The organism is Asaia astilbis JCM 15831 (assembly GCF_000613845.1).
In the GTDB taxonomy this organism is placed as follows: domain Bacteria; phylum Pseudomonadota; class Alphaproteobacteria; order Acetobacterales; family Acetobacteraceae; genus Asaia; species Asaia astilbis.
This window is the reverse complement of sequence record NZ_BAJT01000011.1, coordinates 66,722-80,324: the sequence shown is the minus strand read 5'-3', so window position 1 is coordinate 80,324 and position 13,603 is coordinate 66,722. Positions and strand designations below refer to the sequence as shown.

The window sequence follows — 13,603 nt, the reverse complement described above, 5'->3', positions numbered from 1 at the left end:
GGTGAGAGCTGATGCCCACTTCACTCTCTCAGGGCAGAAGGGAGCCGACCGCCGAAAGGCGGTCGATCCTGCGATCCGTGCTGCTAACGGTCATTGTCGCTGGCAGTGTTGAGCCGCTGATGGCGCAGGAGACGAATTACACCAATCTGCCTCCGCTTGAGGAGCAGCGTACCACGGTAAAAGCGGATGAGAGCTGTCATAAATACGATGACATGATCACCAAAGGGTCTGAATCACCCATCATTACCACATGCGACACGCTCTTTCCCGATCAGTTCGGATTGCGCGATGCACTTGCGCGTAAGGGCTTCCTTTTCGAGGGGTATTACTCTTTCGGCGAGATCTATGACGTTCTCGGACATCAGGGTAAACCGCAGGCCTATAACGGGCAGAGTCCCAATTTCTCGGGCAATCTCTGGCTCAATATGACCTATGATATGGAGCGGGTCGGGCTCAACAAGGGCTCGCAGCTGACCTTGTCCATGAATAACTGGCAGACGGCTTATCCCAATGCCGGGGTGAGGGGCACAGCTCTAAGCCAGGCGACGATCTTTCAGACATTCTTCAACGGCCGCATCACCGCACAGTACGGATATTACGGTATGTTGGGCCAGTTCTACGGCCTTTTCCTCGGGACGAGTACGGCCTCGAGCGCTTTGGGTCCGACCAGCATCATTCCCAACCAGGTCGGTATGTCGATGTATATGCCAACACCTGGGCTCGATATTCGCATGTACGCCCATGACCGGCGTTTTTATAACCATTTCGGCTTTGCGCGCAGCCAGAGTCCGGACGGTTTCGCTGTCGATTCACGAGCCAATCCTTCGGGCGTCAATTTTCGCGTTAACGGTGCCAAACCGATCTATGTGGACGAGATCGGGTTCCGGCAGCGACCTTCCAAAGGCAGGCTGATGACATGGTTCCGTGCCGGAGGGATCTATAACAGCTCGTCCTATTACGATTATCGGACGCGGGCTTACAGCCATTCCAATTCTGCGTTCTATGTCGTGTTCGATCAGCAGCTCATCCAGACCAATCCAGAGATCCCCTATCTCGGATGGTATATCGATCTGAAAACCGATCATGCAGATCGTACCAAAAACGTGTTCACCGATGATTATGCAGCGACGCTTTATTCACTCGGTCCGTTTCCGGGACATGAGAAAGACATGCTGTCGATCGGCTTCACCTACAACAAGATCGGTGCGGCGGCGCAGCGGAACCTGCAACAATTTGCGCCTCGCAAATTCGATCACAGTACGACAACGTCGGTGGCCTACGCCGCTCATGTTCATCGAGGTATCTATTTTGTCGGGACGACGAGCTATACGACACATCCTGTGGTGTCGCGGCTCTACGCAGATGCCCTTACGTTACAGGGGCAGTTCACGTTGTCATTCTGAAGTGATTAATGCGGCTGTGGCAAAAAGCGGCAGGCCAGCGAGCGGAGGCGTAAAACCCTGCGTTTTCACCCTTTGGCGGAGGGGAGTGGAGTCTCGATTGTCTCCCGGTAGGCTTGCCCCCGGGAGACAGTCTTCTTTAGCGCGGTGCGACCCAGCCATTACCCGAGGCATCGCCGAGCTGACCGCTCTGAACCGGGCTGCTATTTGAATAAGCGGAGCCGAACTTGCTCAGATCGGCGCCGGTAACGGCGTCGCGCTGCACGTTATCTGCGTGATCGGGGTCTGGTCCGTGGTTGAATTCGGAGCTGGGGGTTTCCTGATAGCCCGGCGGAAGGGAATGGCGGCCCTTGGCTGTCAGGTGCTCGCCTTTTCCGCGATATTCCACGCCACCATCCGGGCTGGCCTTCTGCGGAGCGTGCGCATCACTTGGGGCATTCTCTCCCGTGAACTGAGCCCAGGCGGTGCCCGCAGGCAGGACAAACAGAGTGGCGGCCAGAAAAGCGCCGCGTTGGAATTTTGCCATCGAAGCATTCCCTTGCAGTTTCGTCCCGTTTCGAATGCCGTACGGGGACGGTGGTTGCCAATTCGGAAATAACCCCGATCTCTGGCGCTGATGATAATGCCAAGTAAGTGGTGTGACCGGAGGCGGCAAGTGCCTATTGTGATGGATGACCTGTTCAGTGCTGCCAGGGTGCCAGAAAAGCTTGGTCCGGGTGCGTTGTTCCTGCCAGGTGGTGCAGCCGCGCTGCAGGAAAAATTGATGACGCAGGTAGAGGCGGTGCTCGCTCAGGCTCCCTTGAGGCAGCTGATGACGCCGGGTGGGCGTCGTTTTTCTGTCCGAATGACAAATTGTGGCGCCCTCGGCTGGCATTCCGATGCCGCAGGCTATCGATACGAGTCCTGCGACCCGCTCAGCGGAAAGGCCTGGCCTCCCATGCCAGAAGAGTGGATCACTTTTGCGCAAGAATGCGCTGCACAAGCTGGATTTGAGACTTTTTGCCTCAGGCCTGTCTGATCAACTGCTATGCGCCGGGGGCCCGGATGGGTCTGCATCAGGATAGCGACGAGGATGCCCCTGAAAGTCCGATCGTCTCGGTCTCTTTGGGTGTCGCTGCGCAATTTCTGTTTGGTGGCACGTCGCGAACGAAGCGCGTGAGAAAAGTATCGCTGTTGAGTGGTGATGTTGTGGTCTGGGGGGGAGCTTCGCGTTTCAACTATCACGGGGTCGCGCCACTCGGTGTCGACATGCATCCTTTGACGGGAGCGTATCGTTGGAATCTGACGTTCCGCCGCGTGACTGCCGAGGATAGCCCCTAGGCGTCAGAGACATTCCGCTCCATAGTAAAACCCCTCTTTTTGACCCGAAGGAAGATTGTAGTCATGCACCCGAACCGCGAACCCGCCCAGCACGCCGGCTGGACGCCGTCGAGCTGGCGGTCGCACTCCATTCGCCAGGCACCGCACTATCTTGATGCAGCCGCGCTCGACTCCGTTGAAGCACGCCTGCGTCGATATCCGCCCCTGGTGTTTGCCGGTGAGACGCGGCGCCTGAAGAGCCAGCTCGCCAAGGCAGCGCGTGGCGAGGCCTTCGTGCTTCAGGGCGGTGCATGTGCCGAAAGCTTCAATGAGTTTACGGCTGACATCGTGCGCGACACGTTTCGTGTCCTGTTGCAGATGGCCGTGGTTCTGACCTTCGGTGCCAAAGTGCCTGTCATCAAGATCGGGCGCATGGCCGGGCAGTATGCCAAGCCACGGTCGTCTGACACCGAGACCCAGAATGGGGTGACGCTGCCCTGTTATCGCGGTGATATCATCAATGGTCCGGAATTTACCGAAGCTGCGCGTCTCCCCGATCCGGGACGCATGGAAACCGGCTATTTCCAGTCTGTTGGCGTGATGAACCTGCTGCGGGCGTTCGCGTCTGGCGGGTATGCCAATCTCCACGAAGTGCATCGCTGGAATCTGGGCTTCGTCAAGCGCTCGCCGCTGGCCGAACGGTATCAGGACCTGGCCCAGCGTATCGACGAGACCCTGTCTTTCATGGGGGCCTGTGGCTTCAATCAGAGCGCTCCGCAGATCAATGAGACCGAGTTTTACACGTCTCATGAGGCGCTGCTTCTGCCTTATGAGCAGGCGCTCACGCGTATCGATAGTCTGAGCGAGAACTGGTACGACTGTTCGGCTCATTTCCTGTGGATTGGCGATCGTACGCGTCAGCCCGATGGCGCGCATGTCGAATTCCTGCGCGGTGTCGGCAATCCGATCGGGATCAAGGTCGGGCCGACTACGACGCTCGACGATCTGGAAAAGCTGCTCGATATCCTGAACCCGAAGGATGAAGCCGGACGGATCACCCTGATTTCGCGTATGGGCGTGAACAAGGTGAGCGAGTTCCTGCCGCCTCTGCTCGACAAGGTTCGCGGCAGCGGGCGTACCGTGACCTGGCTGTGCGATCCGATGCACGGCAACACGATCAGCACGGCAGACAAGATCAAGACGCGCTCCTTTGACTCAATTCTGGGCGAAGTGAAGGGCTTTTTCTCGGTCTTCCAGCAGGCTGGGCTTCGTCCGGGCGGTATTCATATCGAAATGACCGGGCAGGATGTGACGGAATGCGTCGGTGGGGCCCAGTGCTTGACCGAAGCCGATCTGGCTGGTCGTTACGAGACGTTCTGCGATCCGCGCCTGAATGCAGAGCAATCCCTGGAAATGGCCTTCCTCCTTGCTGAGGAATTGACAGGGCATTTCCGTGATCATGGAGCCCTAGGAAAATGACCCTGCCTAAAGCCGAGGAGGGACGTGCAGCCCTTGCCGCTGCGCAAAGCCCCCGCCTCGCTCTGAGCCAGAGCGAGATCGGGGCGCGGACGGATGCGTATTTCAATCGTACGCAGGCCATCGTCTCCCGCTTCGGCGAGTGTCAGGTCACTTATGCCCTGTTTATCCGACGCCCGGTGATTGCAGCCCATGGTCTGATGATCGCGTGGCTGGAAAACGTGTCCCGCGAGCAGGGCTTTTCCGTTCAGATCGAGACTGTTTATCCGGAAGGGAGCTGGGTAGGGGCAGGCGAGCCGCTGCTCTATCTGACGGGGCCTTTCACGCGTATGGCGCCCCTTGAGACCCTGCTTTTGCAAAAGCTCGGCTCGGCTTGCGTTGCTGCCCATAATGCCTATCAGATGGCTCTGGCCCTGCCGGATGCCGCCTTCATGGCGATGGAAGCCCGCCACTGCGCGGGCTTCGAAATGCAGGAGATTATGGGATACGCTGCTGCTGTTGGCTCTCGTGCGGCCCGGCGCGAGGGGGCCAAGGGCTTTATCGGGTGCGCCAATGATGTCACGGCCGGATTTTTCGATCAGGCGCACGGGCTGGGCACGATGCCCCATGCCCTGATCGGTTATGCCGGATCGACATTGCGCGCGGCGGAAATGTACCGCGAGGTGTTTCCCGATGATCCCCTCGTGGTCCTGGTCGATTATTTCGGTCAGGAGATTACCGATGCACTCGCGGTCTGCCGCCGCTTTCCCGAGCTGGCGGCGCAGGGTCGCATCAGTGTGCGCCTCGACACGCATGGCGGGCGCTTTATCGAAGGGCTGGACCCGCAATCCTCCTACGCCGTGCTGGAGCGTCACACGCCGGGCACGATCAGGCGCTATCGCTCCGACCACGAATTGAAGGACCTTGTCGGGACCGGTGTGTCGGCGGCTTCGATCTGGTGGATGCGCGAGACGCTCAACGAGGCAGGGTTCACCGAGGTCAAGATTATCGTATCCTCGGGTTTCGGCCTTGAGAAATGTATGGCGATGCGTGATTCTCACGCCCCTCTCGATGTCGTCGGCACAGGGTCTTTCATTCCTGCAAAATGGAACGAAACCTATGCGACCGCCGATATCGTTGCCTATGACGGTGAAAAGCGGGTGAAGGTGGGGCGGGAATTCCTGCTTCACAAGATCCCGTCGAAACTGAAGGAAGACGAAGCATGAGCAGTTCCGAAGCTGAGCCCGATCGCGGCTGGTTTGTCCGCATTCTCGACAATTCGGGCGGGGCGGAAGAAGGAATCGTGGAAGAGGTCAAGGACTTTCAGGATCTCGCCCATGCCAATGCCTATGCGCGCGCCTATGTGCGCGACAGCATTGAGCGCTGCCGCAGAGGCGGTGCTGTCGGGCGTGAGGTTCTGGAAGCCTGGTTCTCGTTCGGAGAGGACGCGATGGTTGTCGAAGCCGGTGATGACGGCTGGAAATCGGCGTCCGAGCTTGAAGATTTTGCAGCATCGCCAGCAACCCCGATGGAGCGGGACTGGCGCACGCTCGATCCCCGCCGCCTTGTTGAAGACGATGAGCAGGTCGAGCTCTGATGACCATCGACCGGCGCAGACTTCTTGTCGCGGCAGCGTCGCTTGGCGCGGCTGCTCCGTTCCACGCCCTGGCGCGCTCGGCTCTTCTGCCCCCGCCACCAGAACCTCAGGATAATCTACCTGAGCTGAGCCGCCAACTGGCGGCCCTGCCACGTCGACGTCAGTTTGCCACGATACCGCGCGTTCTCGATCATCCTGATTTATGGGACGATGCCGCTTTCGAAGCCCTTGTCGGGTTTCGCGGGAGGCGCAAAATGCTTGGCGCTGGTGCCGATCTCTCCGGTCACTGGCCGGTCGAGGCGCAGAACCTGATCAACAGCGAGGTTTTCTCGTTCGGTCATCCCGATGCTTTGCTGGTCATGGCACTCTGGGGTGAGGCGCAGCTTGCGCTCTATGATGCAGCAGCCTGGACTCGTTTCGATCTTGCGCGTCTGGTTCCGGCTGGCGAGACGGTTTCTGCCTTGCAGCAGCCTCGACGGGGAGTTCCCGCCATCATCAGGATGAGCAGGGGGCTTATGGCATCGCAGGGCGAGGCATTCCGGCGCTTCAGGCGCGGGGTGTGGTCTTTCTCGCCTGCCATAATGCGATCTGGAGTCACGCGGGCAGGATTCTGGCTCTCGGGGGCGGATCGGTAGGGGGAAGTCAGGAGCAGATTGCTGCCGAGCTGACCAATCACATCAACCCGCGGGCAATCGTCACGCCGAGTGCGCTCGGGGCTATGGCTGAGTTGCAGGGAAGTGGCTTCTCCCGCATTTTCTGATCGCGCCTCATTTTCTGAAGCGCGGGTCACGCGTGGGCTCTGGCAAATTGCCCGCGCGCTTGGCATAGATGCAGCATGAAACTGCGCTTCGCTCCAAGCCCGACCGGCTATCTTCATGTTGGCAATGCCCGTCTGGCGATCGCCAATGCCCTGTACGCCCGCAATCACGGCGGCAAATTCCTGCTTCGCATCGATGACACCGATATCGAGCGTTCGAAGACGGAGTACGAGCAAGGCATCAAGACCGACCTCGAATGGCTGGGCCTGAGCTGGGACGAAATTGCACACCAGTCGCAGCGGCTCGACCGCTACGCTTTGGCCATTGAGGCCCTCAAGGCCTCAGGACGTCTCTACCCTTGCTTCGAGAGTGAGCAGGAGCTTGCCGCAAAGCGCGAAGCCCGTCTGAAGGCACGCAAGCCACCCATTTATGATCGTGCCATGCTGCGCCTGACTCCTGAGCAGCGTGAGCGGGCAGAAGCCAACGGCAAAGTGCCGTACTGGCGCTTCAAGCTCTCGGACGGCCACAAAAGCTGGCGTGACCTGGTCATGGATGATCTGTCGGTCAAGCTGACAGCTATTTCCGATCCGGTTCTGGTGCGGGCGGACGGTACAGTACTCTACACGCTGGCCTCCGTCGTCGATGACATGGAGCTGGGGGTGACCCACATCATCCGTGGCGAAGATCACATCACCAATACCGGTGTTCAGCTCGATATCATCGAGGCGCTGGGTGGTCGGCCGACGCGCTTCACCTTTGCCCATTTGCCGCTTCTGCTCGATGAGGGCGGTGGCAAGCTCTCCAAGCGTTTTGACGCGCTGTCGCTGCGTGCGCTGCGTCACGATGGCATGGAGCCGCAATCGGTTGTCTCCTATCTGTCGAAAATCGGGAGCTCGGATGATCCGGTGCCGATGACGCTTGAGGAGTCGATCGCCAATTTCGATCTCTCGCACGTGTCGAAATCGGCTGCGCGTTTCGACATGCAGCATCTTCTGGGCCTTAATCGTCGTCTGCTGCATGGCATGAGTTTCGACGACGTGAAGGCCCACTTGCCAGAGGGCGCCAGCGAGGCGTTCTGGCAGGCTATTCAGGGGAATGTCGACCTCACAGGAGAGATCGCCTTCTGGTGGGATGTTGTGCAGGGCGACATTGCGCCTCCAGCCCTTCGCGATGAGGCAGAGTTTCTTGCCCAGGCCGAGCAGGCGCTTCCAGCAGCTCCTCTGGATGGCCAGAGCTGGAAGCTCTGGACCACGGCCCTCAAGGAAGTCTCAGGCCGCAAGGGCAAGGCACTCTTCCATCCCCTTCGCGTCGCTTTGACAGGCGAGGAGGCAGGCCCTGAGCTTCACGCTCTGCTGCCGCTCATGGGACGCGAGCGCGTTGTGCAGCGCTTGCAGGAGGCTGCCCTGACCTGATCCGGGAAGCAGAATACTCGTTGCGACATTGAAAAACCGATGGGGCTGAGAGCGGCGCCATCGGTTTTTTATTGGGTCTGATATTTGCGAGCCTGCGGCTTTTCCCCGGTCGCCAGCCCGTGACGGTTTCGCGTATCGAGTGCGGTCACAAGGGCTTCACCTCATAGCGGCGTCAGCCTAGAGCAGCAGACTGTTCCGCTTTCATGCTGCGCGTCTCCCGGTCTCTCCCCAGCCCAGAAATTTTTTAGCCAGAAGGCTTTTACCTCGAAGCTGGTTTCTAGGCGTGCGGGAGAGGTGGGTGATGACGGGCCGTGTCTTTGAAAAATCCGCCCTGTTCTCGGTCGGACAGGCACGGTGACTGACGAGGATGATCGTCTCTGAGAAGATTGCCGTGCGCGGCTAGGAAACGACTGGATGAGGCTTCGAGAGAGATGTTCCCTCCATCGGTAGCTCAGGACAGAGATCGTTACTTATTTGTACTAATTATCATTTTAGTCAATGACCAAAAACAAATTCTTGTAAAATAGTTTGAATATTTATAAATGACGAAATGATTATGAAATTTATATGTCGGTTAAACATTTAATTCACGATTTATACATGGTTCGACACAAAACTTTTCCCAAAGCAGATTAATCCAGACGCGTCGGGTGAGCAGGCACATCGAGCGCCTCCCGGCATCCGTGCAGATCAAATGAAGCCGGACGTTTCGATGAATAAACAGGTAGTCGGGCGTGGGCGGGGAGAAAAGTTTGTGTTGAAGGGTAAACGAGTATGCCTGGTATTTACATTTCTCTGCTGCACCGGCTCGGCTTATTCGGCCACGCGAGATCAGAACACGACATCCGCCAAGCCTGTAATTCCTGCCGCGAACGACGTTTCGAAGCCGAATAAGGCATCACCAGCGGCTTCACGGTCTGCCGGACGCGCGCAGTCGTCCTCAAAAACCAGGCATCCCAAGGTGCATAAGAGCGCGCCGGAAAGCATCAATGTGACGGCGCAAAGAAATGTGCGCAGCTTTCAGAAAGATCCGAGCTCGGCGACGGTATTCACGGCCAAGCAGCTCGCCAATCGCCACGTCGTTTCGCTGACCGATCTTGGAGATGGCTCGATCCCCTCTTTGCGTATCGCCCAGTTCTCAGGTCGTAATTCCGCGCTGGTCGTCAATATTCGCGGTGTCGGTGTGCTTGGCGACAGCAACCAGCCTGCGCGCGATCAGGCGTCGGCGTCTATATCGACGGCGTTTATATGGCGCGCCCCCAGTCCCTGGGTACGGCGCTATTCGATGTCGAGAGCATGGAAGTGCTCAAAGGTCCGCAAGGCACGTTGTTCGGACGGAATACCGAAGCGGGCGCCCTTAATATCATTACCCGTCGTCCGACAGGCAAGTTCGGGATGCGCCTGCTCGGTGGGTTCGGCAATTACAACAGCAACAAGGGTGAGCTGCATCTCGATCTGCCGGCCTTCCATGATCTTGCCATCAAGATCGACGCCGTCACCGCCCATCGTGCACCGCTCATCGATAACCCGATGCCCGACTCAGCAGGTTCAATCAATACGACAAGCATGGCGTGCATGTTGAGGCGATGTATCACCCGGTCGATAATTTCACCGCCGATTACGCCTATGACAATGCCTATGACAGCACGACCACGTTGTGGCTGCAGCTGCTGAAGCCCGGCACCAACAAGCTGGCACAGGTCGCAACACTGCAAACGACCCGTGCCAAGCGCGCCAATGTAGGTGTGCCTGAAGAGCCGAGCATCGGTAAGACCAGCGGTCATCGCATGACGCTCGATTACAAGGCGATCCCGCAATATCTCTCTTTCCGCTCGATCACAGCCTATCGCGAGCTGAGCCAGAGCCAGTTCGATAACGGCATGGCTGCAAGCAGCATGTCCAATACGTCGGGCAATTTTACGAATGTCAGCTTTGCCCGTAATTCGCTCGCCGGGTTCTGGCAGAATCAGATCAGTCAGGAAATTCAGGCGTTCGGCCATACGAAACGCCTCAAATATCAGGCAGGCTTCATCTATTTCCGCGAGCATGCATCGGATAACGCTCAGGCTTTCTACACCAATCAGTTCACCAACGCTGCGGGCAGCGCGTATAAACTGATTTCCGGCCCGGCTTACGATAACTGGGCTCTGCAACCCATCGATCGTGCCAGCCGTGTCACGTCGAAGAGCTGGGGCGTTTATGGCAATGCCGTTTACACGCCACCGGTCCTGCATGATGCACTGCATCTGACAGCGGGTCTGCGCTGGTCGCATGATGGCAAGCGGGGCACCCTGACGACCGTCAATAACCAGGCTCCAATCAACTCGGCGGGTGTCTCCGGTCCAATCGATTTCGACGCAGGCTGGTCGCGTGTCGATCCGCTACTGGAGATCAGTGGCGATCTGACAAAGCGGGTCATGCTCTATGGAAAGTGGAGTACGGGCTACAAGCCAGGTGGCGCCAACTCACGCGCTCAGGATTACGAGGCATTCGGTCCGGAATCCGTCTCGATGTTTGAAGTCGGATCCAAGACGGAGTTTTTCGATCAGCGCGTGCGCTTCAACGTTGCCGGTTACTGGGGTGACTACAAGGACATCCAGGTCGATTTCAGCAAGCCCTACCAGATCGGTAATCAGCTGACGACGCGGACGACCACCTCGACGCTGAATGCACCGGGACGCGGCGATCTCAGCGGTGTCGAGGCCGATCTGACCGTCTCGCCGATGAGATACCTGACAGTGGGTCTCTCCTACGCCTATAACTACGTGCATATCCCGCCGACAGCGAACCCGTATCAGAACTCAAGCGGCATCATCAGCAACATCCTCGTGCCGATCTACCAGAACTATACCCCGGCTCATTCGGGCAGTTTTCAGGTCGATTATACGCGGCCCTTCCACGGCTTTACGCTTCTGGCGCATCTCGATGGCAATATCGACAGCGGGTATTATGCCAGCACAACCGACCCCGTTTATCTTGGCGTCGGCAATGCAAAAAACGTTTACCAGCCGAAAGGCGCGAGCGGGCTGATCGTCAATGGTCGCATTGCCATTTCAGATGTTCGGCTGGGCAATACCGGGACGAAGGCGACCTTCTCGCTCTGGTCACGTAACCTGTTTGCCGAGCAGCATGCCTATTACAAAACGCTCGGGGTCACGACCGGTCTGCAAAGCTACTTCAACGAACCGCGCCAGTTTGGCGGACAGGTTGAGCTGGCATTCTGAACCTGCTGAGGACGAATTGCGAAAGGGTCGGCAATCAAGAGTTGTCGATCCCTGGATCGTTTTCTGCAAAGAGGGCGCCTTGCGATAAGCAGGGCGCCCTTTTTGCCGGATCTGACAATAAGTGGTGGGTCTGACGTCCGATGCTCATGGCTCCGGGTCGGAGGATGGCTCGTCTCGTGAGCTTATGTCGGGCAGCCTTAGAAAACAGGCACTCAGGCGGGGAAGTGGTGGTGGATTTATATCATTCGAACCTTGCATCTGCATGACGATGTCGGCCTCGCTTCCGAGCGGTTAGGGCTAAAAGGATCCCACTTTCAGCGGCGAGAGCATTAGCCACTCTTGAATTGGTGCTCCTCTGACAGGCAGCTGTCCGCGCATGTTGTCAGTCTGTGGGGGAGATTTACCGTGTTCTCTGCCGAGATCGCTCCGGCCCATGCCGGTCGCTTGACCATTCGTTCTGAGTTCTCGCCGCAAGAAGGGGTCACCCCGGACCTGAGCTACGTCAGAGCTCTTTCTTCCTGTGTGAGATCCGGATAGCAGAGGCACTCTCCGTTGAGGGCTTCTCACCCTGTTACCGCATGCGGCTCGTCACCTTTGTCCGAGCCAGCCGGGTTGCTCAGTGCGTACGGTGCGAGAGAGGCACTAAGTGACATGCCTCAATCGTTCGCGAAACGAGGACCTGATGAACGGTTAATCGTTTATCGGATCAGGCATCGGAGATATCGGCAGTCGGTCAGCAGCGGGGAGAGCGCTGCCCTTGGCGGGCGGGGGTAATAACTACGGTGTCGTTGAAAGCCGGAGCAACAAGAGCCTGTTCAAACGCGAACAGGCCTTGCTTCTTGCTACAATGGACTCAGCTTTCGGGCACATCTTCCGAAAGTGCCTCAGCCTGGGCCTTCAACCGATGAAAACTGCGCCGGCTGAAGGGAAGCATGAGCAGATAGATCAATCCCGCTGCGGCCAGGGCGAGCCAGGGGTCAGCAAGAAGGATCGCCGCGTAGAGCAGGGTGCCAAGCATCAGAGGCAGCACGTAGCGCGTCGCGATCTTGAAATTCTTGAACGACCACACCGGCAAGGTCGACACCAGCAGTGCTGCCGTCAGGATCAGAGCGCCTGCTGCCAGAATGGGCGAGCGCGCGATGTCGTCGAGCAAAGGCCAATGCATCTTCTCGGCTTCAAGGCCGAGAAAGATCGGGAAGAGCACGACGCCAGCACCAGCCGGAGCGGGGACCCCGGTGAAGAAGTTGTAGGAATATTCCGGCTTGTCTTCGTCATCGAGGCTCGCGTTAAAGCGCGCCAGACGAAGCGCCATGCAGACCGTGAACAGGATGCATGGCACAAAGCCGTAACGTCCGCCTTCTTCATGCAGCGTCCATAGATAGAGAAGAAAAGGCGGCGCGACGCCGAAACAGACGAAATCCGACAGGGAGTCGAATTCCGCCCCGAAACGGGACGTTCCGTGCAAAAGCCGGGCGATGCGCCCGTCCAGGCCATCGATACAGGCCGCAATGACCAGAGCGATCGCCGCGTAGGAGAACTGATGCTCCAGACCGTAACGCAGACTGCTCAACCCGGCGCAGAGTCCGAGCATGGTCAGGAGATTGGGGATCAGTCGGTTGAACGACGGCCCGCGTACGCGCACGCGCTTGGGACGAATGCGCCGCAGGCGACGGCGCTTACGTCCAAGACGGCGAGCCCCTTCCGGTTGCTCGGAAGACATTACCGGCAGACCGGGTTCAGGAGGGGGAAGCGTTTCCGACACAGACGGGCGAAGCTCAGAGCTGGGCAATGACGGTTTCGCCACCGACCATGATCTGCCCGGTGCTGACCAGAGGTGTGACGCCGGGGGGGAGATACAGATCGGTGCGGGAGCCGAAGCGGATGAGCCCGAAACGATCGCCCGGTTCAACGGCGCTGCCCTCTTCCACGTAGCAGACAATGCGTCGTGCAATCAGACCAGCGATCTGAACAACGGCCATGTGGCGTCCGTCATTCAGGGTCAGGCGGACCTCGTTGCGTTCGTTCAGATCAGATGCCTTATCGAGGCTGGCATTGAGGAACTGCCCTGCGTGGTAGGCGATTTTCGTCACGGTACCAGCGGCGGGCATGCGATTGATATGCACGTTCAGAACCGACAGGAAGGTGGCAACGCGCCATACCGGATCACTGCCCATGCCGAGTGCCGCAGGCGGCGTCGCCAGTTCAACCGAAACCACGCGTCCATCGGCAGGAGCCAGAGCGAGGTCCGTACGTGCCGGGGGGAACCGCTTCGGATCGCGGAAGAAGTAGAGGCAAAAGCCAAATCCGCCCAGTGCCACATTGCCGAGCAGCCGTGTCGCACGCCAGGGCGTCGCCCGACCGAGGACGGTCAGACCGCCTGTCAGCGCGAGAAAGGGGAGGGCTGCGCGGTGAGGCGGAGCCAGAACGGTTTTGATCGATTGAATCAGGGACATGGCCG

At 58.5% G+C, this 13,603-nt stretch carries 12 protein-coding genes and 1 pseudogene; 10 read left to right on the top strand and 3 right to left on the bottom strand.

The window, feature by feature from the left end; genetic code table 11:
* Positions 1–11 precede the first annotated feature (11 nt).
* Positions 12–1,403: a carbohydrate porin gene (locus JCM15831_RS09535; RefSeq protein ID WP_051528434.1), complete on the top strand. Its 1,392-nt coding sequence runs from the start codon at positions 12–14 to the stop codon at positions 1,401–1,403.
* Between the two features lie 136 nt (positions 1,404–1,539).
* On the opposite strand, the gene JCM15831_RS09530 is transcribed toward JCM15831_RS09535, so the two are convergent.
* Positions 1,540–1,926, bottom strand: coding sequence for a hypothetical protein (locus JCM15831_RS09530; RefSeq protein ID WP_025824098.1), 387 nt, complete (start codon positions 1,924–1,926; stop codon positions 1,540–1,542).
* Positions 1,927–2,055: 129 nt separating this feature from the next.
* Between JCM15831_RS09530 and JCM15831_RS23370 the strand changes: the two genes are divergently transcribed.
* From JCM15831_RS23370 to JCM15831_RS18000, 9 genes and pseudogenes are all read left to right on the top strand, one after another.
* A complete protein-coding gene (locus JCM15831_RS23370) occupies positions 2,056–2,418 on the top strand; it encodes an alpha-ketoglutarate-dependent dioxygenase AlkB (RefSeq protein ID WP_269530429.1) in 363 nt (120 codons plus the stop codon).
* A 26-nt stretch (positions 2,419–2,444) separates the two neighbouring features.
* Positions 2,445–2,720, top strand: coding sequence for an alpha-ketoglutarate-dependent dioxygenase AlkB (locus JCM15831_RS23365; protein ID WP_269530426.1), 276 nt, complete (start codon positions 2,445–2,447; stop codon positions 2,718–2,720).
* Positions 2,721–2,783: 63 nt separating this feature from the next.
* Complete coding sequence (locus JCM15831_RS09520) at positions 2,784–4,178, top strand: class II 3-deoxy-7-phosphoheptulonate synthase (protein ID WP_025824097.1); 1,395 nt, start codon at positions 2,784–2,786, stop codon at positions 4,176–4,178.
* A complete protein-coding gene (locus JCM15831_RS09515; RefSeq protein WP_373277633.1) occupies positions 4,175–5,380 on the top strand; it encodes a nicotinate phosphoribosyltransferase in 1,206 nt (401 codons plus the stop codon). The genes JCM15831_RS09520 and JCM15831_RS09515 overlap by 4 nt, the downstream gene beginning before the upstream one ends.
* Positions 5,377–5,751, top strand: a complete 375-nt coding sequence (locus JCM15831_RS09510) for a hypothetical protein (protein ID WP_025824095.1) — start codon at positions 5,377–5,379, stop codon at positions 5,749–5,751. Before JCM15831_RS09515 ends, JCM15831_RS09510 begins: the two co-directional genes overlap by 4 nt.
* Entirely contained in the window at positions 5,751–6,386 is a 636-nt protein-coding gene (locus JCM15831_RS18005) for a hypothetical protein (RefSeq protein WP_051528433.1), read from the top strand. The genes JCM15831_RS09510 and JCM15831_RS18005 overlap by 1 nt, the downstream gene beginning before the upstream one ends.
* Positions 6,387–6,586: 200 nt before the next feature.
* Complete coding sequence (gene gltX, locus JCM15831_RS09500) at positions 6,587–7,921, top strand: glutamate--tRNA ligase (protein WP_025824094.1); 1,335 nt, start codon at positions 6,587–6,589, stop codon at positions 7,919–7,921.
* Between the two features lie 1,227 nt (positions 7,922–9,148).
* Positions 9,149–9,595 (top strand): annotated as a pseudogene (locus JCM15831_RS21920) (TonB-dependent receptor plug domain-containing protein); the annotation flags it as partial.
* Positions 9,493–11,145 carry a TonB-dependent receptor gene (locus tag JCM15831_RS18000; RefSeq protein WP_051528431.1) on the top strand — a complete coding sequence of 551 codons (1,653 nt, stop codon included), beginning with the start codon at positions 9,493–9,495 and terminating at the stop codon, positions 11,143–11,145. The pseudogene JCM15831_RS21920 and the gene JCM15831_RS18000, both read left to right, overlap by 103 nt.
* Before the next feature lie 853 nt (positions 11,146–11,998).
* Here the strand turns inward: JCM15831_RS18000 and JCM15831_RS09490 are convergent.
* Both JCM15831_RS09490 and JCM15831_RS09485 read right to left on the bottom strand, forming a co-directional pair.
* Positions 11,999–12,865, bottom strand: coding sequence for a CDP-alcohol phosphatidyltransferase family protein (locus tag JCM15831_RS09490; protein WP_025824093.1), 867 nt, complete (start codon positions 12,863–12,865; stop codon positions 11,999–12,001).
* Between the two features lie 55 nt (positions 12,866–12,920).
* On the bottom strand, positions 12,921–13,598 hold the full coding sequence (locus JCM15831_RS09485) for a phosphatidylserine decarboxylase (protein ID WP_025824092.1): 678 nt from the start codon (positions 13,596–13,598) through the stop codon (positions 12,921–12,923).
* Between the last annotated feature and the right edge of the window lie 5 nt (positions 13,599–13,603).